Source organism: Photobacterium sp. WH24 (genome assembly GCF_019204055.1).
GTDB lineage: Bacteria > Pseudomonadota > Gammaproteobacteria > Enterobacterales > Vibrionaceae > Photobacterium > Photobacterium arenosum.
Genome location: NZ_JAGSOZ010000010.1, coordinates 115,203 through 141,872, shown reverse-complemented (window position 1 = coordinate 141,872; position 26,670 = coordinate 115,203). Strand labels below are relative to the sequence as shown.

The 26,670-nt window shown below is 47.3% G+C and carries 22 protein-coding genes; 6 read left to right on the top strand and 16 right to left on the bottom strand.

The window, feature by feature from the left end:
* Positions 1 to 94: 94 nt before the first annotated feature.
* Positions 95 to 2,524: an FN3 domain-containing metallophosphoesterase family protein gene (locus KCG43_RS13665; RefSeq protein ID WP_218385600.1), complete on the top strand. Its 2,430-nt coding sequence runs from the start codon at positions 95 to 97 to the stop codon at positions 2,522 to 2,524.
* 47 nt (positions 2,525 to 2,571) lie between these two features.
* Here the strand turns inward: KCG43_RS13665 and KCG43_RS13660 are convergent, their stop codons facing one another.
* Both KCG43_RS13660 and KCG43_RS13655 read right to left on the bottom strand, forming a co-directional pair.
* Complete coding sequence (locus tag KCG43_RS13660) at positions 2,572 to 3,204, bottom strand: LysE family translocator (RefSeq protein WP_218385599.1); 633 nt, start codon at positions 3,202 to 3,204, stop codon at positions 2,572 to 2,574.
* A 16-nt stretch (positions 3,205 to 3,220) separates the two neighbouring features.
* The gene (locus KCG43_RS13655) at positions 3,221 to 3,649 is read right to left on the bottom strand and encodes a DUF2000 domain-containing protein (protein ID WP_192014040.1); all 429 of its coding nucleotides are present in this window, start codon (positions 3,647 to 3,649) and stop codon (positions 3,221 to 3,223) included.
* Between the two features lie 517 nt (positions 3,650 to 4,166).
* On the opposite strand from KCG43_RS13655, the gene KCG43_RS13650 reads away from it, so the two are divergent.
* Complete coding sequence (locus KCG43_RS13650) at positions 4,167 to 6,125, top strand: alkyl/aryl-sulfatase (RefSeq protein WP_304622556.1); 1,959 nt, start codon at positions 4,167 to 4,169, stop codon at positions 6,123 to 6,125.
* A 99-nt stretch (positions 6,126 to 6,224) separates the two neighbouring features.
* On the opposite strand, the gene KCG43_RS13645 is transcribed toward KCG43_RS13650, so the two are convergent.
* The 3 genes from KCG43_RS13645 to KCG43_RS13635 all read right to left on the bottom strand — a co-directional run bounded on the left by KCG43_RS13645 (position 6,225) and on the right by KCG43_RS13635 (position 7,658).
* Positions 6,225 to 6,638, bottom strand: a complete 414-nt coding sequence (locus tag KCG43_RS13645; protein ID WP_218385597.1) for a cupin domain-containing protein — start codon at positions 6,636 to 6,638, stop codon at positions 6,225 to 6,227.
* A 99-nt stretch (positions 6,639 to 6,737) separates the two neighbouring features.
* Positions 6,738 to 7,202 (bottom strand): DUF3291 domain-containing protein, encoded by a 465-nt coding sequence (locus KCG43_RS13640; protein ID WP_192014034.1) that lies wholly within the window; start codon positions 7,200 to 7,202, stop codon positions 6,738 to 6,740.
* Positions 7,203 to 7,307: 105 nt separating this feature from the next.
* Positions 7,308 to 7,658, bottom strand: coding sequence for a GlpM family protein (locus KCG43_RS13635; protein WP_192014032.1), 351 nt, complete (start codon positions 7,656 to 7,658; stop codon positions 7,308 to 7,310).
* Between the two features lie 541 nt (positions 7,659 to 8,199).
* On the opposite strand from KCG43_RS13635, the gene KCG43_RS13630 reads away from it, so the two are divergent.
* The gene (locus KCG43_RS13630) at positions 8,200 to 9,660 is read left to right on the top strand and encodes an aerolysin family beta-barrel pore-forming toxin (protein ID WP_218385596.1); all 1,461 of its coding nucleotides are present in this window, start codon (positions 8,200 to 8,202) and stop codon (positions 9,658 to 9,660) included.
* Positions 9,661 to 9,783: 123 nt separating this feature from the next.
* Here KCG43_RS13630 and KCG43_RS13625 read toward each other — a convergent pair whose 3' ends face one another.
* The 9 genes from KCG43_RS13625 to KCG43_RS13585 all read right to left on the bottom strand — a co-directional run bounded on the left by KCG43_RS13625 (position 9,784) and on the right by KCG43_RS13585 (position 21,513).
* Positions 9,784 to 10,395, bottom strand: a complete 612-nt coding sequence (locus tag KCG43_RS13625) for a histidine phosphatase family protein (protein WP_218385595.1) — start codon at positions 10,393 to 10,395, stop codon at positions 9,784 to 9,786.
* Positions 10,392 to 10,946 carry a bifunctional adenosylcobinamide kinase/adenosylcobinamide-phosphate guanylyltransferase gene (cobU, locus tag KCG43_RS13620; RefSeq protein WP_192014026.1) on the bottom strand — a complete coding sequence of 185 codons (555 nt, stop codon included), beginning with the start codon at positions 10,944 to 10,946 and terminating at the stop codon, positions 10,392 to 10,394. Before cobU ends, KCG43_RS13625 begins: the two co-directional genes overlap by 4 nt.
* Positions 10,947 to 10,953: 7 nt before the next feature.
* Positions 10,954 to 11,727 (bottom strand): adenosylcobinamide-GDP ribazoletransferase, encoded by a 774-nt coding sequence (locus KCG43_RS13615; protein WP_218385594.1) that lies wholly within the window; start codon positions 11,725 to 11,727, stop codon positions 10,954 to 10,956.
* Positions 11,728 to 12,765 carry a nicotinate-nucleotide--dimethylbenzimidazole phosphoribosyltransferase gene (gene cobT / locus KCG43_RS13610; protein ID WP_218385593.1) on the bottom strand — a complete coding sequence of 346 codons (1,038 nt, stop codon included), beginning with the start codon at positions 12,763 to 12,765 and terminating at the stop codon, positions 11,728 to 11,730.
* 242 nt (positions 12,766 to 13,007) lie between these two features.
* The gene (locus KCG43_RS13605; protein WP_218385592.1) at positions 13,008 to 14,633 is read right to left on the bottom strand and encodes an FAD-dependent oxidoreductase; all 1,626 of its coding nucleotides are present in this window, start codon (positions 14,631 to 14,633) and stop codon (positions 13,008 to 13,010) included.
* 32 nt (positions 14,634 to 14,665) lie between these two features.
* Positions 14,666 to 16,615, bottom strand: a complete 1,950-nt coding sequence (locus tag KCG43_RS13600) for a thiamine pyrophosphate-binding protein (RefSeq protein ID WP_218385591.1) — start codon at positions 16,613 to 16,615, stop codon at positions 14,666 to 14,668.
* Positions 16,616 to 17,559: 944 nt separating this feature from the next.
* Positions 17,560 to 19,074, bottom strand: coding sequence for an FAD/NAD(P)-binding protein (locus tag KCG43_RS13595; RefSeq protein WP_218385589.1), 1,515 nt, complete (start codon positions 19,072 to 19,074; stop codon positions 17,560 to 17,562).
* Position 19,075: 1 nt separating this feature from the next.
* On the bottom strand, positions 19,076 to 20,287 hold the full coding sequence (locus KCG43_RS13590; protein WP_218385586.1) for an MFS transporter: 1,212 nt from the start codon (positions 20,285 to 20,287) through the stop codon (positions 19,076 to 19,078).
* Complete coding sequence (locus KCG43_RS13585; RefSeq protein WP_218385584.1) at positions 20,272 to 21,513, bottom strand: acetyl-CoA carboxylase biotin carboxylase subunit family protein; 1,242 nt, start codon at positions 21,511 to 21,513, stop codon at positions 20,272 to 20,274. Before KCG43_RS13585 ends, KCG43_RS13590 begins: the two co-directional genes overlap by 16 nt.
* Before the next feature lie 475 nt (positions 21,514 to 21,988).
* Here KCG43_RS13585 and KCG43_RS13580 point away from each other — a divergent pair, with 475 nt between their 5' ends.
* Both KCG43_RS13580 and KCG43_RS13575 read left to right on the top strand, forming a co-directional pair.
* Positions 21,989 to 23,023, top strand: a complete 1,035-nt coding sequence (locus KCG43_RS13580) for a helix-turn-helix transcriptional regulator (protein WP_218385581.1) — start codon at positions 21,989 to 21,991, stop codon at positions 23,021 to 23,023.
* An 83-nt stretch (positions 23,024 to 23,106) separates the two neighbouring features.
* On the top strand, positions 23,107 to 24,237 hold the full coding sequence (locus tag KCG43_RS13575; protein WP_218385579.1) for a hypothetical protein: 1,131 nt from the start codon (positions 23,107 to 23,109) through the stop codon (positions 24,235 to 24,237).
* A gap of 113 nt (positions 24,238 to 24,350) precedes the next feature.
* Here the strand turns inward: KCG43_RS13575 and KCG43_RS13570 are convergent, their stop codons facing one another.
* Positions 24,351 to 24,752 (bottom strand): hypothetical protein, encoded by a 402-nt coding sequence (locus KCG43_RS13570; RefSeq protein ID WP_192014007.1) that lies wholly within the window; start codon positions 24,750 to 24,752, stop codon positions 24,351 to 24,353.
* Positions 24,749 to 25,675, bottom strand: a complete 927-nt coding sequence (locus KCG43_RS13565) for a zinc dependent phospholipase C family protein (RefSeq protein WP_218385577.1) — start codon at positions 25,673 to 25,675, stop codon at positions 24,749 to 24,751. Before KCG43_RS13565 ends, KCG43_RS13570 begins: the two co-directional genes overlap by 4 nt.
* Before the next feature lie 344 nt (positions 25,676 to 26,019).
* On the opposite strand from KCG43_RS13565, the gene KCG43_RS13560 reads away from it, so the two are divergent.
* Positions 26,020 to 26,655, top strand: coding sequence for a LysE family translocator (locus KCG43_RS13560; protein ID WP_218385574.1), 636 nt, complete (start codon positions 26,020 to 26,022; stop codon positions 26,653 to 26,655).
* Positions 26,656 to 26,670: the final 15 nt, after the last annotated feature.

Below are 26,670 nucleotides of genomic sequence, written 5' to 3'. Positions count from 1 at the left end.
TAGATTCTCTGTCACACAGACCAATTAGCATCATCAGCTGAATATTGGACTAGTCCAGTTAACGCCATGGAATAGAGATAAAAAAGGATTAAACATGTCGATCAAAAACAGGCATCTGGCCAGTGTCACGGCTATCTTGCTGACAAGTACTCTGTTAGCGGGGTGTAATGAGCACTCGGAAACGGATCAGGATGATAAAAAAGGCAATGCTGGTGTAGGCCAGATTGGAAAGGAGCTGGTTATTCCGCCTCCGACTGCATTAACGCAGGTTACGTTTACTATTCATCCGTATCTGCAGCAACCTACAGCCAATACTATGGCTGTGTTGTTTGAAACTAATGACACGTCTCCGACGGTTTGGGTCAGGCCGGCAGAAACGCATGATGAATTTACTGTTGTTGAGCCTGTTGCCGTGGACAACACGTATTTATATAGCGCAGCAATCACCGGATTAAGTACAGACACGCGCTATGAGTATTACGTGGTCAGCGGCGATGGCAGTCCGTCTGTCGTGTCGGCTGTTTCTGAACGCTATGTGTTCAAAACCTATCCGGCAGCCGGGATGACACCTGCCCCTTTTAATGTGGTAGCCATCAGCGATACTCAAAATAACAGCACCCTGGGGGCGCTGAACGATCTCATTACCAAAGGCATTATTCCAACGGTATGTCACAGTCAGCCGGAGCAATGTGCGTCAGAGATCGCGGCGATTACGATTTCCGGCGACATAGTCAACAGTGGCGACAGCATGTTGCAGTGGCGTCGTGATTTTTTTGACCAGATGAAAGCCATTACCCCTTATGTTCCGCTGGTGGCCGTTCCCGGTAATCATGATTTTTACGGCAATGCTGAGCTGACCAATTACCGTCATTTCTTCCAGCAGCCTGAAAATGGTTCGGCGGGTTATGAAGAGCAATGGTATGCACTGGATTACGGCAACTTACGTTTGGTCGGGCTTAACAGTTATCCGATTTCCAAGAACCACGGTAAATTTAACGCGGAGATTCTGGGGATACAGCGTCAGTGGCTGCGCGAGTTGCTGATCAACACCCAATCGGACAGTAATGTCGATTATGTCCTGAGCATGTTCCATCATCCGTGTCTGTCTGAACTCTGGCTATCGGGCGAAAGTATCGGCAGTTGCGAGATGGTGGCTGAGATGGAAGATTTTTCCCGATCAAGCGGCAAGATAACAGGCCATTTATTTGGGCATACCCACGCGTATTCCCGCGGACAATCCATGGATACCAGGCACCTTTGGCTCAATGCCGCAACGGCAGCAGGCTATCGTGAAAAAATTAACGATGATAACTACTATCAGACAGATACCCGCGATTACGATACCTTTGCCATTAGTCAGAGTGAGTTTGGCTTTAATCTGCTGACGTTCAATCAGCAGAGTTCACCTTCCATGCAGCTGACCCGCTACACTGCCACTGTGGCCTCGAAAGGGGGCGGTTTTGCCAGCCTGGATGATACCTTTACTGTGTCCGATACCCTGACTATGAAAGCCAGTCCGGTTGTGCCAGAGGCGCCACAAGTTCTGGCCGGTAACGGTAATCACGCTTTTAATCAGCTGAATCTGGCTATCAGCCATCCTGATCCTGGCGCCATTTATGAAGTGCAATGGCAACTGAGCAAAGCCAGTCAGTTTGATTCAGAGGTTTTTGATATCTGGGGGAATCAAACCCGGGCCCACAACATCTGGCCGATGCAAGATGGCAGTATTCAGGGGATGCCGACAGATACGCAGGCGGGGGTTGATCTGACTACAATCAATCTTGCTGACTTTTCAGGCCAGCTCAAAATGGGCAATGATGAAATCTACAAATGGCAGAAACGATCATCAGAGCATTCCCATGATTCGTACCGTGACCCGTTCAACGGCAGCTCAGCACCGGTACTGACATTATTTCCGGGAGATACCTGGTACTGGCGTGCCAGAGTGCGTAATGACAATCTGGGCTGGTCTGATTGGAGTGACACGGCGACATTAGCCATTGATGCCGGGACGACAACCGCGTTACCTGTTCAGAATGGCGGCGCGGAAGCGCAGGATCTTTCAGGCTGGACAGTCGGGCAGGGCTACTGGCGAGTGCTGCAAGAGATCGACAACATCACGGCCGCAGAAGGGGATTATTACTTCAGCGCCCGTCCGAATGATTCCGCTGCTGGTAACGCTGCCTATGATGATCTGAGCCAGACTTTGGATGTCAGTGCGTTCAGTAGTGTGATTGATCAGTCTTCCGCATTCGTTCGATTCAGTTTTAGTAGCAATGGCTGGGGCGACGGCGATCATGCCGTAGTGACGCTACAACCTATAGACAATAACGGAAACACCATTGGTCAGCCGACTGTGGTTAAAACCGAGAGTAAGAAACAAGCGTGGCTGAATAATGCCTCAACCCTGTTGTTACCAGTGGCGACCCGGGAGGTGAAACTGACACTGCGCGCAGTGAAAAAAGCAGGCAGCATGGCAGATGTTCATATTGATAATGTACAGCTTTCACTGACCACGCCTTAACGTCACTCAAAGGCTGATTAAAACATAACGGCATCTTGATAATGCCGTTATAGATCGGCTGACGTTGACATCAGCAACTTAGCGCCGAATAAACCCAGCAGAGTGCCAGCAACACGGCAAAATCCTTTTTTGGCCTTTAGATACAAGTTTTGCGCGCGTTCTGTTGAAAGCAGCACAGCGACTATGGCATACCAGCCAAAATTTGTCAGGAAAACACCCAGGCTTAACAATATCGGAGTGAGGGAAGGTACCTCTGCGGGCAGCAAAGCGGCAAAAACACTGCTGAAAACCATGGCTGTTTTGGGGTTACTGAGCTGGGTTGTTAAACCATAGAAAAAGGATGAATGCACACTTTGCGTTTTACCTGCCGCTACTGCCTGAACACGTGGTTGCTCCCCTTGTTTCCAGATTCGACATGCCAACACGCACAGATATAAGCCACCAAGTAGTTTAAAGGTCAGGTACAACTCAGGTACCGTTTCGAATAATGTCACTAAGCCAAATGATGCGAGTAAGGCAAAGATAAGGGCGCCAGTTCCCATTCCCAGTGCAACAGAAAATGCCTGTGTTCTGGAATGAGACATAGCCGTTTGAGCAACTAACAGAAAAGAGGGACCGGGCGTCATTGCGCCCAGTGTCAGCAAGGCCAAAATGGGTAAAAGAAACACGTACGATTGCATCTTTCCTGCTCCAGGTTCAGCGGTACAAACTGAATTTACCGGTAAATGATTTCAGAGTTTCAGTGTCGCCGAACAGACAGATTCCCAGGTACTCTAATTCACTTTCCGGGGTTTCTTTGGTCCACGCTTGCTGGGCAATGGAGCCACCTTCAGTCATGGTGTGTGTGAAATCGGTAAAAGGAATTTGATGCCTGATGGCTTCCTCTCTGACTTTGCGGATTTTGTTCGAGTTATCTGCTTTCAGAACAATAAACGGAAAGTGAGACAGACTCGGATGGCAGTTGCCATCAGCATCATGATAATCAATGTATTCAGCTCCTTGCTGATCGACCAGATGAGACAGCCCGGCACTCAGGTGTCCCAGCACATTCAGTGTTCGGCCTGCATCCATTTTTTTGCTTAATACTGCGATAAAGCGTTTTTGATCTTCGTTCGGCAAGCCCATTGATACGTTTCCTTTATCTCTCAATATCTATCAGCAATGTTTACGCTGTTCTTCTGTTTCGCAACAAACAAAACAATATGCATATCTGCTGATAAAGCGTCAACCCTATAACAGACAATTGTTGGAAGCGCAGGTAAATCCTGTGCGGTAACAGGAAGATGCAGAATTTAATCTCTATGCTAATTTTATTCTTATCTGTTTACTTTTGTTCTCACCGCTGTAAGAAAAAGCAGCCATAGTGACAGACGGTATGTCAGTGCATTGGTGTCCCGGAGTTTGTCAGACATCATTTGTCTTTTATTAGCAATCAGCCAAAAGGAAATGGCGTTTTGTGCAGGTTATTTGTGTTCCCAGGCTGAGGTTGTGTTGTTTAACGTTCATCACCGAGTATGACAACAACATGAAGATCAAAAACCATGGAGTGCTACACGTTATGAGAAGTTTTAATTCTTTTAGACAGGAAAGTTGCTCTGATGCAACGTCTTCTTCCGGCAGGATTCGCACAAAAAGCAAGTCTTTGTCAGTCGTTTCCTTGTTCATTTCAGGTGTATTGCTGGCGCCGGTTTCAATGGCGGCTGATGAAGCCAAACCGGCTACGGATGCAACCAAATCGGCTAATCAGGCACTGATGAAAGAGTTGCCTTTTGATGATAAAACCGGGTTCGAACTGGCGCACAAAGGCTTTATCGCTCCCTTGCCACAGGAACAGATAAAAGGCGAGCAAGGGAACCTGGTGTGGGATCCTGCGAAGTATGGTTTCATTAAAGAAGACCAAGCTGCACCCGATACGGTTAACCCAAGCTTATGGCGTCAGTCTCAGCTTATTAACATTTCAGGCCTGTTTCAGGTAACTGATGGCATATATCAGGTCCGTAATCAGGATTTGTCGAACATGACAATTGTGGAAGGTAAAGAGGGGATCACGATTTTTGATCCGCTCATTTCTACAGAAACAGCCAAAGTTGCTTTAGATCTTTATTTCCAGCACCGTCCGAAAAAGGCGGTTGTCGCCGTCATTTATACACACAGCCATGTTGATCACTATGGCGGTGTGCGAGGTGTTGTTGATGAAGCTGATGTGAAATCCGGTAAAGTGAAAATCTATGCGCCAGTCGGCTTTATGGAAGCCGCGGTTGCTGAGAACGTAATGGCTGGTACAGCAATGAGCCGTCGTGCATCTTATATGTATGGTAACCTGCTGCCGCCAAGTGCGACGGGGCAAGTTGGAGCCGGCTTGGGGACAACCACGTCTGCAGGTACAGTCACCCTGATCCCACCAACTGATATCATTACCAAAACGGGTGAAACAAAGGTCATTGACGGACTTACCTACGAGTTTATGTATGCACCTGGGTCTGAAGCACCATCGGAAATGCTTTTCTATATTAAAGAGAAAAAAGCCATTAACACTGCCGAAGATTCGACTCACACTTTACACAATACCTATTCTCTGCGCGGCGCGAAAATCCGTGATCCATTGGCCTGGTCTAAGTATTTGAATGAAGCCATTCATATGTGGGGCGATGATGCTGACGTCATGTTTGCCATGCACCACTGGCCAGTGTGGGGGAAAGGTGAAATTGTCAAACACCTTAAATCGCAGCGCGATTTGTATCGCTTCATTAATGACGAAACTTTGCGTATGGCGAACCAGGGTAAAACCATGGTTGAAATTGCCGAAGACTTTAAGTTACCAGACGCATTGAATACGTATTTCTCAAACCGTGGCTACTATGGCTCTATCAATCACAATGTTAAGGCAACGTATGTGCTGTATCTTGGCTGGTTTATTGGTAACCCTGCGACATTGCACACCTTACCGCCTGTTGATGCGGCAAAACGCTATGTAGATATGATGGGCGGTACGGATGCGCTACTTAAGAAAGCAAAAGAGTATTACGACAAAGGGGAATACCGTTGGGTGGCTGAAGTGGTGAATCACGCGGTTTTTGCTGACCCTTCCAATCAGGCAGCGAAAAACATGCAGGCCGATGCACTTGAACAATTGGGTTATCAGGCGGAAAGCGGCCCCTGGCGTAACTTTTACCTGACGGGGGCAAAAGAACTGCGAGAAGGGGTGAACAAGTTACCTGTTCCTGATACGGCCAGCCCGGATACAGTGAAAGCGATGAGCTTAGAGCTGTTCTTTGATTATCTGGCAATGCGCCTGGACAGTGAAAAAGCAGATGGTAAGAAAATCGTTCTGAACTTTGATTTCACCGACCAGAAAGAAAAGTATCTGCTTGAGATGGAAAATGGCGTATTGAATCATACGTTGGGCGCCGAAGACAAAGAGGCGAATGCATCTGTTTCATTGGCTCGCACTACGCTTGATGCCTTAATGCTCAAACAAGTGACACTGGAAGATGCCCTTGAAAAAGGTGATATAAAGATCACCGGAGATCAAGAGAAGCTGACTGAGTTGTTATCTTATCTCGATAATTTCGATTTCTGGTTCAACATAGTGACACCTTAAGCGACACGCGAGACTGTTACTAAGATAATCAGGGCACTCATTGAGTGCCCTGATTTATTCGCGAGATTTTAGCTGTCATGCTGTCATGCTGTCATGCTGTCATGCTGTCATGCTGTCATGCTGTCTGTGCTGGGTATCCTCACCGGCGGTGATAAACAGCATACGTGCCGAGTGCTTTATTTTTGCAGTGTGCCATACGCCTTTAGGTACAAACACGTATGATCCTGGGGACTCCAACCTGACCTCGTGTATCCCTTCCGGCATTTCCAATTGAAATGTTGCCGATCCAGCTAGCAGTATGACAATTTCATCGCCTTGGGGATGTGCTTCGCTGCCAGACCAGTCAGAGCTAAAATCGTGCAAGCTGACCAGATATTCATGATGAAAATCACCAAGCTCACCGGCCATTAACCGCGGCCAGAAAGCATCATTCATCTCAAGAAGCTCAATACTTGCATCGTTTTTCAGCCGGATAGAGCTGCTGGCGAGGTGTTGCGGCTGTTTTCGCGTCATGTTGAATCCTTTCTTTGCATGGATATCAAAACGGTGGGAACACATGCAAAAAAGATAGCAGATATCTATGATGTGGCCTGAGATGTGTCCTGAACGTCATCAGGCTTCAAGCTCATACGCCAGCGCATCGTCGGGTGTAAAATTGCTCTTAAACGTGAAAGCAAATGGGCTGTCACCTTTATTTCTCAGGTAATCAAGACGTTCTTTGGCTTCCGCAATGGTCGGGATATGATCATCTTCTACCCACCACAGCACATAAGTATCTTCCGCTGAACGATGAAACCATTCAGCCTTACGGCGCATGAAGTCGCGGTGATGGGTTCGAAACATAAAGTTTTTAAGCGTATCTACCGATTCCCAGACAGACATGTTGATAAGCATATTGGGGGCGTCGAATGCCTGAATACTGGTTGCATCGCCGGATTCATCCTGAAGCCGCCATATGAAGCCTTCACTGCTTTCAGCAATGGCATTCACAGGATCCAGATTATCGGCAAAATCTTTAATTTCAGGTGCATCCATTGGGTATTTGGCAAGGGCGATGTTCAGTTGCGCTAGTTTCATGCTTCTTCCTTGATAATGGTTAACCCAGATTGAGGGTTTGTCTTTGATGCTGCTCGTAATTTAACCATATCAACAGTATGTTGAATAGTGGTAAGCCATTCGCTGTCAGGCGATGCCGGTATACAAGCGGCTCCAGCCGAGCAGCAGGCCAGCCGCGAAACCGACCCATACCAGAGTTGCCAGACCCAGTGTCCAGAATAAGCTAAACCGATAACTGAAGTAGTATACGGCCACCAGATAAGCGGCATAGGGAACTAATGAATACAGACTGAACAGAGCGGTCACTCTCAAATCCGACATGGTTCGCTCTGTGCCAATAATATAGTGGGCAATTAAGGCAAAAGTTGGAAATAAGGGCACTAAACCTGCAATGAAAAAACTTTTACTTTTGGAAAGTATCGCAATCAGCAGTACAGCTAGCGCACCCAGCAGACACTTAAGAAACAAGGAGACCATTGAAGTTAATCCATCAAAAAAGAGATTATAAGTTAAAGCAAAAAAACACTGTGAACAGTATTTTGTATTTTTAATTAGAGTAAATATTCTATAGTTGAGCATTGAAACTGCTCAGCTAAACGTTATAGATAATTTTATTACATTATTATCTATGTTGCTTAATCAATATAAAGTGATGCGTCGCTTTAACAAAAAGGTAAAGTTAAAGTCTTTATTATCAATAACAGCCTGCCGATGAAAGCGTATTTTGACTTATTGTTATCGATTACATTTTATGGTTTGTTTTCATCTTGTTGTTTTGTATAATAATTATTATATTATGGTAAGACTTTATATCTTATAATATAGCGATTTACTGATATGTTATTTGTCTTTTTTCATCCGGGATATTTAATTGGGTAAATAAAGGGAGTGTGAAAATAATTCATTGACTTTTTATTAAATGCATTGATATAACGGCGTTGCATATGAGAGGGATGTTTTTATTAGTCACATATGTTTTTGCATTTATGCAAGCCAACATTTCTATAAGAAGGTTTCAATGAAAAAACAAATAACGCCTTTGTTAATTATATTACCTTTTGGTCATATAGCGTCCGTGTCTGCACTGGAAACCAGTGCTTTTTATCCAGAGGAAGTCGAAATTCATTACAATCTCGGCCCTGAAACGTGTAACGCTGATTTCCGGCCAGTTACGCGTTCTGAAGCATTGCGCTTTCGAGATTCGATAATGAACAAAATCGGAAAGTGGTCTTATGTTAGTTTAGCCGATGGCTGGGTCATTATGGGGCCCGGTTACATGGGTGAAATTAAACAGGGAACCGCCAGCCATACTGCTTGTTATCCTCTGAATGCAGACACAAATATTTTATCTTTCCCTGCTATTTCCATTGATGAAGGATCTAAAGAGCGTGTTGAATGGACATTGCTCAGTGATCAAGACGATTTTGTAAAACCTGCCGCGTACCTGGCTCACCACATGGGCTATGCCTGGGTGGGTGGTCCGAAAGGAAACCAGGTTGGCGATGACATGAAAGTCTGGTGGGACAGTAACGAAAGTGCCTGGAATATTCGGGGTAATGACGGTCCGTGTGACGGATACCGTTGCCAGGATATGACAACCATAAAGGCGAAAAACTTTGCTTACACCATGGATCCGGCTTCATTTAAAATTGACGGTTCTATCGTGAATTCAAATAGTCAGCTGGTGAATACGATCTCCTCGACGGCGGTCAATAAAACCAGCATTCAGCAGCAATACGTCATTGATATCAGTTACAACACGTCAACCAGTTGGTCACAAAGTAATGATTACAGCTTCAGTGAAAGTATTGAGGTTTCCAGCACTTTTAAGAGCCCTGAAGTCACTGGCGGTGTTGAAAAATCAATATCCGTGACTTTTGGTGCCACTCAGGCATGGGGAAGCACCAGTGGCGGTGAAGAAAGTAACAGAGTAACGATTCAGGCAAGACCGGTTGTACCGGCCAATAGCGCATTGAAAGTGCTGTTGAATGTGTACCGGGCTGATATCTCTTATCCTTACGTCTTTGACGCGGACGTATCGTATGAGCTGGGTTTTGATGGTTTCATGCGCTGGGGTGGGAACGGATTGCTGTGGCATCCGACAGACAGACCAGACTTTACAAGTAACTTTGCTATCGGCCGCTTCGCCGGCAATGAAAAGAGTCTGGAATTCCAGTGGGATCACCGTGATATTACAGGCATGAATAAAACCTGGGACTGGAACTGGATCGCGCAAACTGCAGGTTCTTATGACACCCGTTATTGGCTGGGCAAAGTACTGGCGCCTAAGAAAGCACGCGTCAAAGGCCAGTTTTACGCAGAAGATCAGTTCACCGGCGAGCTGTATTTTGAAGAGATTGCCCTTCCTCAGGGTGATTCAAATACGGCCTCAATGGAGAAAAGCATTCAGGATCAACTCGAAGATGCTGGCCTGAAAGATGTTCAGGTCTCTGTCAAAAAAGCTGATACCGGGGTGTAACTATCTGTAGCTAGAAGAAAAGAACCGGAAACCACAAAGGGGTTTCCGGTTTGTTCGGATCGAATTCAAATCGAAAGTAACTGTGCTTCAGGCTTGAACTGGCCAACAGTCAGGCCAAACTGATCAGTGTGTCGAGCCAATTTGTTTCACGGAAAAATAGGGCTCGTTATCTGCCATCGTGACTTGAATTTGTGTGATGCTGCCATTGCGAATCGTTAAATTTGAATACCATTTAGGATTCTTCCAGTCGAGGCCAAGTACATCTGCAACTATGGCACGAATCACGCCGCCGTGCGTAATTATCAGGACATCGTGTTGCAGCTCGCTGACTATCCTGGTCCAACAGGCCGTCACCCGCCTACTGAAGTTTTCCAGTGATTCGGCATCAGGTAATCCTGAGCTGGCTGGGTTGTGCCAGAATTGCTCAAGCCGTTGCCACTCTTCGCTCACGCTGGTTATTTCCTCAAAAGGTGTACCGTCTAACTGACCAAAGTACATTTCTTTTAATGCCGGTTCGCAGACCAGAAGGTGTTCACCTGCCAGTAATTCAGCCAGCGATAAGCAGCGGCGCAAAGGAGAGCTGATAACGGTTTTATAGTGAATATCAGCGTTGGCAAGCGAGTTACAGATAGCCTGATTGGTCTCGGGGCTGACCTCTACATCGGTTGAGCCGTACAAAGCGGAGGCGCCATTAACTTTTCCGTGGCGGACTAATGTGACGGTGAAGGTTTTCACCTGGCGATCCCTTTTAATTGGAGTGGTAAACCGGCTGTCACCAGAGTCACCTCATCGGCAATGGCGGCGAACTGCTGATTCATGCGGCCGGCGTTGTCGACAAAATAGCGGCTCACTTCGCCGAGCGGCACCACCCCCATGCCAACTTCGTTCGAGACAAAGATCAATCGGGCCTGGCTGTTTTTCGCTGCCTGTACCAGATCGGTAATACGTGCTTCCAGCGCTTCATTGCTGCAAGCCTCTCCCAGTGAATAAATAACGTTATTCAGCCAGAGAGTTAAACACTCAACCAACACCACATCGTTCGCGGTAAACTGAGTTAGCAGGTTTGCCAGTTCCAAAGCACATTCGTGTTCAGCCCAGTTATCCCCACGTTGCTGCTGATGGTGTTTGATCCGCATGCGCATTTCATCATCAAATGGTGTAGCCGTGGCGATATAATGCAGCCTCTTACCCTGTGTTGCGTTTTCTTTGGCCTGCTGCTCGGCAAAGCGTGACTTGCCGGATCGTGCACCACCAAGTATCAGGCTCAATGTCGTTTGAATTGTCATTTAATCCTCACTGGTTGTGAACTGAGGCGATAAGGATCAGGTAGATCAAAAGTTCCATGAGTTGCTGAGCCGCGCCCAGACAATCACCGGTAAATCCGCCAAGCCGCGCATTCAGCCAGGCTTTGAAACCACTCCGAAACAGAACAGCCGCTACTATCAGCACCAGTGACAGATCGGGTACCAGTAACAGGCAGACGAGGGCACCGGTCGCCACTAAAAAGAGTAACTCAGGGACGGTCTGGGCATTGGCCAGAGGTTTGCTCTTGCTGGTACTGGAGTCGCTGACATAGTGCATGTCGAAAATCAGTGAGGCCGCGACTGTGCGGCTGAGTGTGTAGGCGACAATCAGAACCAGGGCCAGTTCAGTATGCTCAGCCAGATAGCTGAGCATGATAAATTTACCCAGTAAGGCCATGATCAGGGTGGCAGCACCGTAAGTGCCGATCCGACTGTCTTTCATTATGACCAGACGGCGTTCTGTCGTCAGGCCACCGCCAATGCCGTCAGCCATGTCGGTCAGGCCATCTTCATGAAATGCCCCGGTCAGCAGCAGGCTGAACACCATAGTGATAAAGACGGCGAACTGTGGTGGCAACCAGGCTGCTGTTATACTGTAAGCAATGGCACACAACGCCCCCAGTACAAGCCCAACCAGCGCAAAGTAACGCCCGGCCCGATTCATGCGTTCGTCAGAATAAGGGGTTGACGCTGGAATGGGTAGGCGGCTGAAAAAAGACACCGCCAGACAAAACAACTGATACTGATAACGAAGGTTGAACATTTACACCGTGACCCCGGCATCGGCGAAGCTGGCCATGTTGTTGTAAAATTCAGCACTGGCACGAAGCAGGGGGTAGGCCAGTGCCGCACCAGTTCCTTCACCCAGGCGTAAGCCTAAATCCAGCATAGGCTGAGCTTCGAGAAGAGCTAACACTTTTTGATGCCCTTGCTCTTCAGAACGGTGCGCAAAAATCATCACATCACGAGCTTCCGGCTTGAGCAATGTGGCAATATAAGCCGCGATCGAAACGATAAAGCCATCCACCAGAACAGGCACGCGTTGGTCACTCGCGGACAGAAACGCGCCGACCATCTGAACGATTTCAAAGCCACCCAGCTCTGCGAGTGCACGTAATGGACCTGGTTCACCGCTTTCACTGTATCTGGCAACACCCTGACGAATCAGACTGATCTTGTTACCCAGCTGCGCATCGCTGATCCCTGTGCCTTTACCGACGCAATAGGCCGCGTCAGTAATACTGAGCGCCGACAGCAGGGCGGAAGAACTGCTGGTATTGGCAATGCCCATTTCTCCGAACATCAGCAGATTACAGCCAGCTTCGATAGTCTGTTTGGCAATTGAACCGCCTAATTCCAACCCCTCGGCAACTTGCTGCTGACTCATGGCGGCTTTCTGGGCAAGGTTATGTGTTCCGGCACCCAGTCGCTGTACGATGAAATCAGGGTTATCGGTTTCAACCGGTAGCATAATGCCACAATCAATGACTTTCAGGTCAATGTTGTTAATGCGGCAGAACTGATTGATAGCTGCACCGCCAGCGAGGAAATTGAGCACCATTTGCTGGGTTACTTCGCTGGGGGCAATACTGACGCCTTCTTTGGCAATACCATGATCACCAGCGAACAGCAGCATGGTGGGTTGAGTTAAGGTAATTTGGGAAACCGCTTCTTTCTGTCCCTGACTTTGCAATAAAGCAAGCTGGTGGGCTGTGGTTTCGAGTTGCCCCAACGCGCCCAGAGGCTTGGTTTTGTTATCTATGCGTTCCTGAATGGCTGATGCGTGGCGAGTGTCTAACATGATTTCTAACGCTCCGGTTAAGTGTTTCCATAATCACTGTATTGCAGTTTACTCGCCAGAGGGGCCACTATCCAGTGAAAGCAAAGTGTTTGATATTGTTACTTCAAAATGACAGGAAGAGAGAATGGAATTTGCAGGAGAGTTCAAATTTTTGCGGGACGGTGCATCTATTATAAGCAGACACTGCATTGTCAGTCATTCACATCACAGGCCAGATAATACCTGGCCTGTGATTAACTCCCTTACGCCTTGAGCTGAACTTCCAGTTTCGCCAGCATGAGCTGGGCGGTCTGCAGTGCTCCTTCCACCCATCCCTGACTGTGGGAGTAAGCTTCACCACAGATATAGAGGTGGGTATTTGCTAATGGCTGGACGATGTTATTGGCCACATCATCACTTTGCACACCAATATTCCAGCTGTTCCAACCGCCGCCAAAAGGGTCATCACCCCAGTCACGAAATGCAGCCTGAAGCGGCAGCGTTGGAGTGACTTCCGCGGCAGACACATCATGCATCAGGTTAACCTGGCGGGTGACTTCCGTCATCATAGATTCAGGCGCCTGATGCGCTTCCCATTGCGGATCGACATTTTGCTGTTTCAACAGACGTCCGGTAAATGCCTTGTGTTCTGGTAAGGGTAGGACTTCCAGCTGTTGCTTCCATGCCAGGCCACGTTTTTGTCTGTAGCCATCCCAGAACCCTACGTTGACACCGTCATCGTAACTGGCCATCAGAATTGCCGGGCCTTGTAACGCAGGTGCCCCCTCGTTGGTTGGCCAGTAATAGGTTTGCCTGACAGGCATGTCAGTCACGCTGCGTCCTTCCCTGATGCCGGATTGATCAACCCACCAGGGGGACGCGTAAGTGGTAAACAATTTAAACAACGGCCTTGGTGTGACAGTACCAGTTAAAGCTTTCACTTCTGGTTGCTGTAAAACAGGACAATTTTGCTCCAGCAAATCGATGGAACGCCGTGGCATCGCAAGCACAATATGCGTGGCTGTACACTGGATATCATTGTACGCTGTGATCGCTAATTCACTGGTGAAATTGAGGCTAAATACACCGTTAACCTGTTCAAAACTATTCAGTTTGTGGCCGAGTAACAGCTCGCCACCAAGCGCCTGAAGTTCTCCGGCCAGCGCTAATGGTACTGACTGGAAGCCCTGTTTAAATCCGAGGTATTCGACGCCATCACCGAAATCGGTCAGAAACCAAGGAATGGCATCGGCGGCATTCCAGTTCGACAAGGTAGAATTGTAGCCACCGGCATCGCGGCAGTAGCTGTAGTCTTCGCTACTCATGACAACTTGCAGAACATTCCAAAAGCCCTGTTCGTACAGCATTTTGCCATTGAATTCAGTGTTCATTGCCATTTCACGGCGCTGTTGTTCAGTGAGATCAATGGCGGTAATGCCGGGAACGATTTTATCGAATGCCTCAATAACCAAAGCGCCGGGTGTTTTGCCGAAAGCGTCAGGGCTGTAGTTGTATGGCACAGCATGCGGATTATCTTGATAATCACTGAGCCGGAGCCGTACATCGCGTAAATAGGCGATATTGGCCGGCGTATCGACCGGGAAATGGTAGGTTTCTATTGGATCTGGCAGTGAAGCAAATTGGTTGATCTCATCCAGTAATGCGTGGACGAGTGGTTGCCGTGTTGCATCCAGAATACGCATGCCACCCAGCTCTGCGACCATGTTATTGACATCTGGCGCCTTGACAGATAATAAACGGCCACCGACGCGATCGCTGCCTTCAAAAACAGCAATGCGCTTACCGGGGAAATTCTTTTTTAACTGCCAGGCGCTGTAAACGCCCGATACGCCAGCACCAATAATGGCAACATCATAATGTTCACTCATATTACTTTTCCTTGTAGATAGAATGTGGTGGATCAGGCTAATGTGTTGACATGATCCGGGTTGATTTCATCAAGAAGCTGCTTGTGGAAATAATTCAGGGGTGGACGTCGATACGCTGGTGACGTTTTTATCGCACCTCCGCTTTGTTGCACTGCGGCTGGATCGCGTTCAGTTCGGATGTCCAGCACGTAAGGTTTGTTTTCATTCAGCACGTAGTGAATCGCTTGTTGTAAAGCGGCATTCAGATCAGTGGATTTTTCTACCACTTGCCCCTGAATGTCCGCACCCATTGCATTGGCAATCTGATGGAAATTGAGCTGAGGATGCTGCAGCGACAGATAATCAACGTCGTAGTTGTGGTAACTGGTTGGATCGGTAGGGTCGGGTTCTACCGGCTTTTTCTTTGGCTCCCAGCCATAAGAGCCAATCACTTCTTCGAGGCCATTTTGCAAGGTATGGTATTCCCGGTTATTGGTGATGATGTACAACACGGCGAGCTGATATTTGGCGGCACTCCACCACACTTGCGGGTAGAACAGGGACGAACCATCACCGACCGCATTGATCACCAGTTTGGGTGTGACTCCCTGAATTGCGGTGGGCTGAATTTTAATTCCCAGCGAAGCGGGCATTGACCAGCCGAGTGAGCCGCCGGATACGCAGTAGTAGCTTACCGGCTTGCTCATTTCCTGATTAAGCGGCATCAGGTACTGAAAGCTTGGACTGTCAGACACGGCCTCATGCACATAGACAAACTCGTTCGCCAGCCCTTGTTGTGTAATGGCCTGAGATAAATAGTGCGGGATCAGTGCCGGGTTAATGGTGCCTGAAGCGTCTTGCTCGGCCTGGAGTAAATACGCATCCCAGTCACTGCGGCGTTGTTCGCTGAGTTTGCTTAATAACTGATTGCGGGCGTCCCTTTCGCGCTGAATGTCATCGGAAACCGGCAACTCGGCCATGACTTGGTTCAGTTTTTCCAGACTGGCTCTGATCCCACCCAGCACGGCATGGCTGCCATAGTAGTTTTTACCTATGTCCCAGGTGTTATTCGACAGGTATAAAATATCTACGGATTCCGGGATTAAGGGGCCATCAGCATAATTAAACACAGTAACCTGAGCCTGATTACTGTAGCCCACCAGAAAAGCCACATCATGTTGCTGATAGATGGCTTGCAGCATGGCCTGATTACCCGGCAGCTCTCCTTGCCAGTGATAATCATCGTTCGGGAAGTTCGCCAAACTACTGAAGGTTTGCAACGCCACAGGTGCACCAACGGTTTGCGCTAATACCTGCAACTGTTCCGAGGCGTTGTCGCACCCGACACCATCACCGGCAATGATGATAGGGTTTTTGGCCTGTGCAAAGCGCTCAGCCAAACGACTGATTTCATCCGGATCACCGGCGAAATTGGTCGGAATACGAGTAATACCCGGCAGCTTTTCAGGCAGGCTTGGCAAGGGTTTTGCCATCATGAATTCCCAGGGAATAGATATGAAGACCGGGCCACAAGCCGGGGCTTTGGCTTCTTTGAAGGCCCTTTGCAGCACCAGTGGGAATTCGTAAGGTGTGCGCAGTTCGTGCGACCACTTACAATACTGACTGGCTAGCTCTTTGATATTGGATGAAAGCAGGGGTTCTTGTGTGACCAGCTCGTTTTGTTGCTGGCAGCAAAGAATAACCAGTGGTGTATGAGAGCGATAAGCGTTGAACAGGTTGCCAATACCGTGGGCGATACCCGGGGTGATGTGAACCACCAGTACCCCGGGTTCACCTGTCATGCGTGCAGCGCCCATAGCTGCACCCATAGCAATGTTTTCGTGTAAACATTCGACATACTCGACATTATTTTCGGCGTAGGAGGTGCCGTCGATAATGGGGATTTCATTGGTGCCAGGAACGCCAAAAATTTGGCGAATGTTGAGTTGATTGAGCGCATCGTATAAATAATCGCGCATGACGCGCGGTGGCATGTCAGACATGACTTATCCTTGTTGACAAAGGGTACAGCCCTCTCCCTGTTAATGTGATGTAAACAAAAAGTTACTTTTTGGTATTTCGACATTAGTTCAGACTTTAGTGTTCTTCAAACTTATTTGGTTAAGCTTTTAGCTGTTTCTGAATGATTTTTAAATGACATTAATGTCATTAAAATATTTACTCAAGCTCAAGGTTAAAGCTTTAAGAAAAAAGGGATTTGGTGGATTAGTGTGTCAAAGGTAATCGATGGGTTTAATTTTACTGATTAGTCGTTCAATAATGCAGGGGGCAAGGTTGTTAACATCGCTTCGCGCCTTGATGTTCCAATACTCATCATAATTCAGTGCTGTGTTATCATTTTAATATTATAAACGTCAGCATCCTATCTCACTGTAGGGGCTGGGTTTATCTTCAGTTTTATCTCTCCACTGGAAGGCTATATCGTATTATCAGTTATTACAGTTTGGGTTTTATACTCTTTGAAAGCAAGTCAATCGGTCGATAATAAATAACACGTTAAAGCATTGTTATTTTCGGTTTTTTTATTGGTGTTGTTACAGTTTTTGGGCCGTTTTTCATATATCAGTTTCCGGAGTATAAGCTCAGTTATTTATTGAACTTTTTAGGAGCAAGATTAAGTAATGGTAATGTTTTATTTTTAATGGCTTTTTTGGAAAGGATGTAAATTAACTATCTTGGCAAGGTGGGTTAATAAATATAAATCAGTTTTGCAGAAGAATTTCTCTTATTTCAATAACTGTTGAGTCGTGAATGTTAATGCCACATTGAGTGGTATTAACATTTGAGTATTGAAAATTGTGATTCACAGGCGGCTTTTTTCAAGCCGCCTGTTTTTTCAATGAAAGGATTTGTCGCGAAGGCCACGCATCCAGCTTTGGAAGTCAAAGACAGTGTTCATGTGTGTTCTATCGCTGAATAAACGGTTTCAGCATACTTTATTGCTGATTTCCTGTTTCCTGGGGAGTTCTTCTACAGGCGGTTCAGGTTGCGTTAGTGAAGCAATCACAGAAGTGGCGCATCGTGATCCATGTTCAACAATTAGATCCAGAGCGCTGGTAAATAAGAAGTTGCCGTTAGTGATTTCACCCAAGGCAAAAATGTTGGCATGTGCGAATCCTCTGTTATCAAGAACCTGATAGGTTTTATTGAGTATTTGTAACCCGCCATGGGGATGGCTGGCGGCAAGTCCAGAGTGAAAAAGGTGATGTAATAGCGGGGAGTCTGCCTGAGTCAGATCCCGTGCGTTCCCGGTTGCATACACAATGGCATCAGTCTGTGGATTAGTCGCGACGCCAACCTGATAGCTTAATTGCCCGGACTTAACAGCGTTCAACAATTTTATTGCATTCTCTTTCGGAATAGATACCCGTAGTGCCATGGCATTAGACCAGCTATCAGTGAAGAAACGCTGTTTATCTTCCTCGATCAGTTTGCGCCAGATAATATCTAATGCAGCATTGGCGCTGTAAAGAATCGCTTGCCAGCCTCTGGGCCCGTTGGCGAGTTCAATTTCTGTGCTGAGAAAGTGGTGAAAATTGGCCACTGGTGGTGTAGGGAACTGCAGCGATTCCAGTGTATCTTCATTATGTTTTCGGTAGTGGTTGAGTTCTTGCTGGAATAACCGAGCTAAATCAGCAAGCGTTAATGTTCCGAAGTTCTGCTCAATATATCCCGGGGATAAAAATTTATTTCGATACGTCCCTTGCGTTCCCCGCACACTTGGGAAAAAACCACCTCGTGATCGGAACTGGATCTTTCCTTTATGGCCGCGTTCAAGTAGTCCAATGGCGACGTCGATAGCGCTGAGCCGGGCGCCGACGATGACAACATCGTCATTAAGGTCAATGGCACGGGTCACTGAACGCACGGGATACGGGCTTGTAAAGACTTTCGCTGAGTGCTGTTCATGCTCCATGATTTTATTATGTGTGCCGCAAGCAAGAATCACAGCATCACTGTTTAATTGATGTCCGCACTCTGTGGAAATGCTATATCCGGTAGAGTCGGAACAAACCTCAATGGAGGAAACGGCTGCTGCAACCGTCAAAATGAAGATGTCTTTTTCGGCCGCTTGCCGGATAACCCGGTAAAACCGATCTTGCATATAGCGGCCAAATAACGCTCTGGGAGCATAGCTGGATGATTCAATGGTGAAATCTGGATAATCCGGTTGCCATTTTGACTCGTGCGCTTTGAGCCAGTGCATGAAGTCACCGGGTAGATCGGGCAGTCCGGAAATCACACCTGCCTGTGTATTAAGAAGGTTGGAATGACTATCCTCTGTATAAGCATTACCCACACCCCAGACACTTTTTTTCTCGACGACAAAAATTACAACATCCTGATTGGGTTGACAGTTCCAGTGACGAGTAAAAGCATCAAGAAAGGCCAGTGATGACGCTCCGCCGCCGACAAGGGTTAAGGTGATTCGTTTCATCATTCTATTCCTCACATGCATCAGTGGAAGTAAAAAGTAAGCTTCGTAACCCCAGCCCCAGCACTAAAACAGCAACCGAGAAAAGCAAGGCCGTATCGGTATCAAAGAACTGACTGATAAGGCCAGCCCAGAACGAACCGGTTGCCTGAGCCAGATACATGACAATCAGGTATATCGCGATAACACGCGAGAGGATTTGCCGTGGAAAAGAAGATTGAATCTCACCATTGAGCAAGGTGACTGTCATGCTCCAACTCAGCCCAAAAACCATGAGAGCAGCGAAAATGACAGTCAGATTACTGCTTAGCCAGATGGTGGCAATCGACGAGATCATCAGGCTATAACACAACCAGTAACCCTGGTGATTGTGGCGAAGTTTCAGCACAGCCGGTAATACAATAACCGTTAACAGTGCACCCAGACCTGTGGCTCCCATTAAGGTGCCTTGTCCGGCCGTGCTCTGGTTTAAGTGATACTTGGCGATATAAGGCATCATTGACCAGATCACACTGCCAGCAAAGAACAAAACACAGGCATCGAATGTGCAGCGGCGAAACAGTCCGGAGGCAGAAATTTGTTGCCACGCATTACGTATGGATACAAAAGCTGGCTGGTCGGTACTGGTTGTCCGTTCGTTGTAAAACCCCCGGAAAAAATAGGCTGAAACGGCAAGCAGCATAGCCGCCGTGACTAAGTAAACCTGATAGTAAGCCAGTACAAGCAGCAATGTTCCTGCAACGGCAGGGCCGACAGCACGGGCAATATTGAAACCCAGATTGTTGAGGACAGCCGCATGTCTGATCTGGTCGCCGGGCACGGTCAGCGCAATGCCTGCCTGTGCAACGGGCATGCGGAAGACGGTTGCGACAGAGAATGCAGCTGTAACCCCAACCAGCAATGCCGGGGAAAGCAGCCCCTGCCAGGTTGCGGCTGCTAGGGTTAACGAAACCAGTCCAAGGCTGAGCTGAGCGACAGTCAGAACCAGAGGTTTGCTGAATCTGTCACCAATCTGACCCGCCAGAATGCCAAACAACAAGAATGGTAAGGTTGCTGCGACCTGTACCAGCGAGTTGACGGCAGGGGAGGTCGACAAATGCGTTAAAGCGATTGAAGACGTTGTATTCTGAATCCAAATTGCGCCGTTACTCATGATGTTCGCCAGCCAGAAATGGCGGTATTTCGGATTTCTTGCCACAGCAATTAACTCTGCATGCATGATGCCACCTCCTCAGTCTCTGTAGACCAGATGAATTCGCTGGCAGCCCATTGCGCAATGTCGCGGAAAATCTTTTCTATTCGTGCTTCGCTATCAGCTTTGACAATCACGTGAATCAGAGCATCGTTTGACATAGTCATGGCATTGTAGTGTTGTCCGGAAACTGCTCTGGATTGAAATCTGACGATACCCTCATGTCTGAAGGGGGGATTTCCGGAACAGATCAAACGGCCTGTCTGTGGCGGAAGCTGGAATCGGCCTCCGAGCTGCCCCGGAGTCATGGCTTGCGGGCAAAGTGACTCTGAGTGGAATTCGGCATGCAAATAGGCTTCAACGACATTCACGCCGTAAGCCAGTTCAACTTCAGTGACAAGATCGTTACCTCCTAGCCGGCAGGCAATCTCACACAGGGTGATGTGCTGATTGTTTCCCACGAAGCATTCAATATGGAATAGGGAGTGCTCAGGAGTCGGGAAGACATGTTCGAGTAAATATCTGCTGAATTCAGTCAAAGGGCGATAAAGAGGGTTTGATTCAGACAGAGTGTACGAGCCGAGGCTTTGTCCACCAACGAAATCCATACAGTTCCCCACATATTTGGCAGGGCTGCATACAGACATTTTTCCGTTTACTACCAGACCGTCGACGTGAAAGACTTCCCCTTCAATGAAGGGTTCAATGATCATATCCGTAGGGTCAATTTCAGTACCGATTTCAGCCCAATGTTCGCAAGAGGTGACTTTGAGCGTTTGCTGGGAGCCGCGGCCAGATTTCGGCTTTATCACGACCGGGTAAGGTAACGACTGCCAATTGGCAACCTGATTGGCATCCTGTGGCATTGCGGAGACCACGCCATAACGGGCGGCGTGCTGTTTCATCAGGATTTTATCTCTGAACAGTATGGCTTGGTCAAAACGCTGTCCGGGAATATCAAGAATTTCGCGGATGTGTGCTGCTCTGAGTATGTCTCCTTCGGATAAGGCGATGACAGTTTCAATAACAGGCAGCACCCCATTATCGGTTAATTGCTGTAAAAGCGCAGTCGCTGGATGGGAAAAATAGTGATCCAATTCGATGATCACACCAAATTGAGATGTCAGTTCACTTCTGTTTTCTGCAGATAACTGTTCTGTGATTAAGATGCTGTCACCCTGAAAATACGTTTCCCGGATGCGGCGCTGAATAGACAATATAAATTTTTTACTGGATAAAATGAGAGCCGACATAACAATCCTCTGTTGCATCACCTGTTTGTTGATTTAATTGTTTTCATTTATAGCAATCAAATAGATTCAATAACCAATAAATAATATTTCTGTGGTTCATCAATCTGCATGCTCGAAAGGGATACTTGCTCATTCAACGCTGAAATGGAATCACTGCGGTACTTATATATGCAACCGTGTGATCATGATCAGCTTACATGAAAGGTTGACCGTGTTTATTGGTGGATTGGTGTCTCTGAACTGATGATTTTTCTCTGTCTCAATGGTGGGGTTATTTACTCCCTGGACTCACAGGTTACAGTGTGAGCGAGCAAATAATTGCTGTTAAGGCCAATGTAAAAGTGGGTTGACAGAGTGATTACCATTAATCATAGGCATATGTGCCACTACTGATTTTCTACGTGTAGGTCATTGATGATTCATGATATTTTATTCATAACAAAATAGAGAATGGATAAAGTGAAGTGAGAGTGTCATGGTAGCATCGATTCTGCTGGCAGGAATTATTCAGAGTATTGTGCTCGGCGTTTATTTAGCAATGAAAAGTAAAGAGCAGCATGTGTTTTGGTTGCTGGCGGGCATCCATTTTTGCTTTGCGCTGGATCTTTCTCTAAACCTTGCCTGGCATCAAGTCTGGTTGACATCCCGCATGAATATGATGTGGCCGCTGCTCTATCCGGTGCTGTTTTTCCTTTTTATTCGTCTGTGTTTAACCCAAAGACCGCTCACTCGCCGGGATACGGTGCATTTGTTACCGCTAGCTGCGCTTAGCTTGTTATGTGCGGACTTGCTTTTTGCGCCAGGTGAGACTGTGCTCACGGCTAGGCATCATTTCTCTGGCATCCTGCTGATTGTTTTCTACCTGGGCTATTGCCTGGCAAGTATCCGGTTTGTGTGGCGTTATCAGTCACGGCAACCACTGTTTCAGGCTAAGCTATCCAACGCAAATTTGCTTGTGTTGTGGGGGATATGCGCCAGTCTGATTTTGGCTCTGGTCATGGTGATACCACAGGTTATATTGGATACGCATTTGCCTTTACCTTATCTGACAGTGTCTTTGCTTCTGTTCGTCATTACCTGTTGCCTGCTTATCCAACCAAAGCTGATGAATTTTGACGTGATGGTGGAATTGCCTGACGAGGAAGCTGATAGCCAACCTGATGGTGTAATGGCGGCCCTGAGTCAGACGGTCCTGATGCTGATGGATGAAAAACACTACTATCTGAAGCCGGAGATAAGCCTGTCGTCGTTGGCCGGGGAAATGGGTGTGAAACCTTATTTGCTGACACAGGTGTTGAATCAGACAATGGGGATCAAGTTTTATGATCTGGTCAACCAGCGACGTATTACACATGTTTGTGCACTGATGGAAAAACGCCCTTCAAGCGCAGTGCTGGAACTGGCATTTGAATCTGGTTTTAACTCGAAATCTACATTTAACGCGGCATTTAGAAAATATCAGCAGTGTACGCCATCGCAGTACAGGACTCGGCTTAAAGGTGCGAATTAGCCAATTCGGACGTCTGATTCCCGTATCCGGACGCTTTATTCTCCAATCTTCTTATTCTGGAGGTCCAGAAAAAGGAGAAAGTCATGATGTTAAAACTACTTTGCAAGACAGGCTTTATTACTGTGTTAGCGGGGCTGACGGGTTGTAATTCAGACGATAATGACAGTAAAAATACGGCGTATACCCATGTTTATCCTGCGCCAGATGGTCCTTATCGGGTCGGGGTGGCAGCCTTTGATGTGTTGGATGCCGGATTGGACAGTATGAGCCCGATCCCGAATCAAACGCGTCGCCTGCCCATCAAAGTGTATTACCCAACGAAACAAGAAAACGGAACATATCAATCTTACTTCGATAGATGGGGCCATCAGGTCGGCTACCTTGACCGGGTACGGCCGAAAGACGTGCCTGTTCATCCCAACCAATTTAAATTGGACGAACTCGCTTCCTGGTCGCAAGCTAATGTTGCGATTGCACCGGCGGCATCGGGAAGTGGCTGGCCGATACTCTTCTATTCTCATGGCGCGTTTTTATTTGAGGTTGATAACACTGAGCTTTTGGAAGATCTCGCCAGTCGTGGTTATGTTGTTGTATCCATTAATCATACCTACATTTCGGGAGTCGCCAGTTTTCAGGATGGCAGCTCAGAGGGCACTTATTTGCCCTCTGATGCTAAAGACGTGGGAACGGATAAAGGCTTTGCGTATTTTGATCAGGTTGTTGCACCGCAGATTACACATGACGTTATCTCTGTCTATCAGTGGTTGTCCAGACATACTGAACGGTTTGATGATCAGTTGGATGAAAGCCGTATCGGGACTCTGGGTTACAGTCTGGGCGGATCGGCTGCCATGAACAGCTGCGCCGAAATGCCGGACTGTGTGGCCAGTGTCAACATGGATGGTCTGCTGCTGGGGGATGTTCGTACACAGCCACTCAATAAACCTTTATTGCTGTTGCAAACCCCAAAACAAGTGCTTGCTCAGGCGTTTGAAGACAATGGACATGAGACATACCTGCTGACTGTCGCCAATACGAATCACCGGGATTTTATGGATCAAAACCGCTGGGTGGTTGGCTATCGATCAGGAATTGAGGGCGATCTGATGCACGCGATTGTGAAACAAAGTGTGGGGACTTTCTTTGACCGTTATCTGAATGATACCGAGATTGAATGGCCGGAGTCTGATGCTGTAACGATTCAAGTAAAATAAGCACGGAAGTCAGTGGTGTTATAAAAGAAGCCACATCAGAACCGCTCACCGTTGGGCGGTTTCTGATGGTATTCACTTCCGGTCGTGCGCCGGAGAGACACGTTCAGGGGCATCTACTCTGTGCAGACAGAACTGGCATTGAGTGAAACTTTACATGTGTTGTGCTGAGGCTGATGCCAGTAACGATTGTCAAAAGCAGCGTTGCAGCCGGCATCTTCCATCAATGCCACATCACCGTCGCACAACAACATCACGGCATGATCGCCCTGAATGTCTAATATCATCTGATACTCGTTGAGTTTAGCCAGTTTGTCGGGTGCGGAAGACATGGCGTTTGCGATGATTTGTTCATCCGCCAGATTGTTTATCTCGCCAAACTTAATTTCTCCATCTACTGCTTGCGCGACATCTTTTAGGATTGACGCCAGGTCGTACATTGCTTCGTCGGAATACTCTGCCTGAGCGGAACATGACGTTATTGCCATCAACAAAGCGAGCTTGATTAACAGTTTCATAATTTTTCCCATGCGGTTAATACACCGTTTTCACATTGGCCAGTATCAAGGTTCCAGTCCTTAAAGAAGTCTGTGGGCCTATTTTCAAAAACAGCCTCAGCCGTTTTCTCCCAAAACAATTGGATGGTCGACACGGCCCGCTCAAATACCTCGTCATAGTGTTGGATGCCATGCGGGGTTTGTAATTCTGCGATGAATTCACGATTTACTTCTTCTGAAAGCGGGTAAGTCAGGCCTTGCGAAGAGGCAACATGTCGAGCCCAGGCAAAAAGTTTGTGGGATTCTTCTGCGTTATTAACCACGAATTGAAAACCGTGATGCCAGCGGTTAATGTCTGGCGGACACTCTTGAGCGTAGTGAGGGTAAACCGCGACCAGGGCAGTCTGCCAGACATCTTGAATAATCAGATCGATGGAATCTTCATTGCTATCATCCACGCAGCTACCAATATTTTCTTTCACTCGGTCTGCGAGGCCAATGTTCCCTAAATTCATGACCTTATACCAAATATAAGTATCCTGATGCATTTCGCAGATCCGGTGATCTTTGGCGTTCTCACTGTAAGGGCCAACCTTCAGCTCAACAACCGGGTGGATGGTGATATCCGCAGCGACATGAGCAACAAATCCACACAACCAAGCAAATGCTTTTTCTTGGTTGCGCTCGTCCAGTCTTTTGGTGAGATCAATCAGGGTAGCAATGAATTTACCTACCTTGTTGTAGTGCATCTCATCTGCCCATTTATTTTGAGCATGATTTCCGACTGCAAGGTAGGGGTAATCTGGGCTGACACACCCAAATTCTAAAAACGCTTTGTATTGAGACAGCGTTTTCTTCACGTGTTTCGGAACGTTCAGCTTTCTGAGCGCAGTATTCTCAGAGGCTTTATTGACTGCTGATATATGAGCAAATGCACCAGGCATAATCTTCTCCATTCATATGGCTGGAGAGATTGTAGACGGTGTGAATGAATAATTATGCGATCTATTTCCTATAATGACAGTATTTTTATGTCACGATCATCGTCAGAATGCCGTTTTCTTAATGCTAAAGCGATAACACCGCGAACCACACCTTTTTTAAATGCGCGCTTCTGTTTATTCTGCTTTTTTCTATGTTTTGATTTACGTATATTGTGCGTCAACTAACCAGTTTGCTGCTTTTGTCAGTGATGCGAGATGTTTTTCAATTGGGTCAGTGATTTGCAGCGATTAAGCCAGGTCACTGAGGTGAGCTTCCCTGGCGTAAAGCAAGGAGAGAAGAGAAAGTGTTGGGTATTGAAAATGTATGGCTGTTTGTTGTCTCCGGCTTGTTACTGAATCTGATTCCCGGACCGGATTCGTTGCTTATTGCAGGGCGCGCCGCGACACAGGGATTTAAAGCAGGCTCTGCAGCTGCGCTCGGGATTGGTTCCGGGACGCTGATCCACATTATCGCCGCCGCCCTGGGTTTGTCGGCTGTGCTGGCCACCTCTGCGACCGCGTTTACTGTGGTTAAGGTGCTGGGTGGGGCATACCTTATTTACATGGCAATCAGTATGCTCAGAAGCAGCAGTGCGGCCGGTAACACTGAGGTAATGCAAAAGCCAAAGGCATCGCTAAAGCGAATTTACTATCAGGGATTCATCACCAACCTGTTTAACCCCAAAATTGCTGTTTTCTTTCTGGCATTTATGCCGCAGTTCATCTCTGCATCCAGCGATAATAAGGCATTGGCATTCATTGTGCTGGGACTAATTTTTAACGTTAACGGCATGTTGTGGTGCCATTTGATTGCCTGGGCATCGTCTTCGCTCAGCAATAAATTGTCCGTTAGCATCACGACTAAGAAATGGCTGTCCAGAGTCACCGCTAGCTTATTTGGTGTGTTTGGGATCAGGTTGTTGCTCACTTCACAAAGCTAACCGGTATGAAGCAGA

Excerpts from the sequence above, each read along its gene's own strand:
- KCG43_RS13575 (WP_218385579.1), top strand. The coding sequence starts at position 23,107 with ATGATGTTAAAACTACTTTGCAAGACAGGCTTTATTACTGTGTTAGCG.
- KCG43_RS13595 (WP_218385589.1), bottom strand. The coding sequence starts at position 19,074 with ATGATGAAACGAATCACCTTAACCCTTGTCGGCGGCGGAGCGTCATCA.
- KCG43_RS13665 (WP_218385600.1), top strand. The coding sequence starts at position 95 with ATGTCGATCAAAAACAGGCATCTGGCCAGTGTCACGGCTATCTTGCTG.
- KCG43_RS13570 (WP_192014007.1), bottom strand. The coding sequence starts at position 24,752 with ATGAAACTGTTAATCAAGCTCGCTTTGTTGATGGCAATAACGTCATGT.
- KCG43_RS13580 (WP_218385581.1), top strand. The coding sequence starts at position 21,989 with ATGGTAGCATCGATTCTGCTGGCAGGAATTATTCAGAGTATTGTGCTC.
- KCG43_RS13605 (WP_218385592.1), bottom strand. The coding sequence starts at position 14,633 with ATGAGTGAACATTATGATGTTGCCATTATTGGTGCTGGCGTATCGGGC.
- KCG43_RS13630 (WP_218385596.1), top strand. The coding sequence starts at position 8,200 with ATGAAAAAACAAATAACGCCTTTGTTAATTATATTACCTTTTGGTCAT.
- KCG43_RS13615 (WP_218385594.1), bottom strand. The coding sequence starts at position 11,727 with ATGTTCAACCTTCGTTATCAGTATCAGTTGTTTTGTCTGGCGGTGTCT.
- KCG43_RS13645 (WP_218385597.1), bottom strand. The coding sequence starts at position 6,638 with ATGACGCGAAAACAGCCGCAACACCTCGCCAGCAGCTCTATCCGGCTG.
- KCG43_RS13640 (WP_192014034.1), bottom strand. The coding sequence starts at position 7,202 with ATGAAACTAGCGCAACTGAACATCGCCCTTGCCAAATACCCAATGGAT.
- KCG43_RS13635 (WP_192014032.1), bottom strand. The coding sequence starts at position 7,658 with ATGGTCTCCTTGTTTCTTAAGTGTCTGCTGGGTGCGCTAGCTGTACTG.
- KCG43_RS13660 (WP_218385599.1), bottom strand. The coding sequence starts at position 3,204 with ATGCAATCGTACGTGTTTCTTTTACCCATTTTGGCCTTGCTGACACTG.
- KCG43_RS13590 (WP_218385586.1), bottom strand. The coding sequence starts at position 20,287 with ATGCATGCAGAGTTAATTGCTGTGGCAAGAAATCCGAAATACCGCCAT.
- KCG43_RS13655 (WP_192014040.1), bottom strand. The coding sequence starts at position 3,649 with ATGGGCTTGCCGAACGAAGATCAAAAACGCTTTATCGCAGTATTAAGC.
- cobT (WP_218385593.1), bottom strand. The coding sequence starts at position 12,765 with ATGTTAGACACTCGCCACGCATCAGCCATTCAGGAACGCATAGATAAC.
- KCG43_RS13600 (WP_218385591.1), bottom strand. The coding sequence starts at position 16,615 with ATGTCTGACATGCCACCGCGCGTCATGCGCGATTATTTATACGATGCG.
- cobU (WP_192014026.1), bottom strand. The coding sequence starts at position 10,946 with ATGACAATTCAAACGACATTGAGCCTGATACTTGGTGGTGCACGATCC.
- KCG43_RS13585 (WP_218385584.1), bottom strand. The coding sequence starts at position 21,513 with ATGTCGGCTCTCATTTTATCCAGTAAAAAATTTATATTGTCTATTCAG.
- KCG43_RS13565 (WP_218385577.1), bottom strand. The coding sequence starts at position 25,675 with ATGCCTGGTGCATTTGCTCATATATCAGCAGTCAATAAAGCCTCTGAG.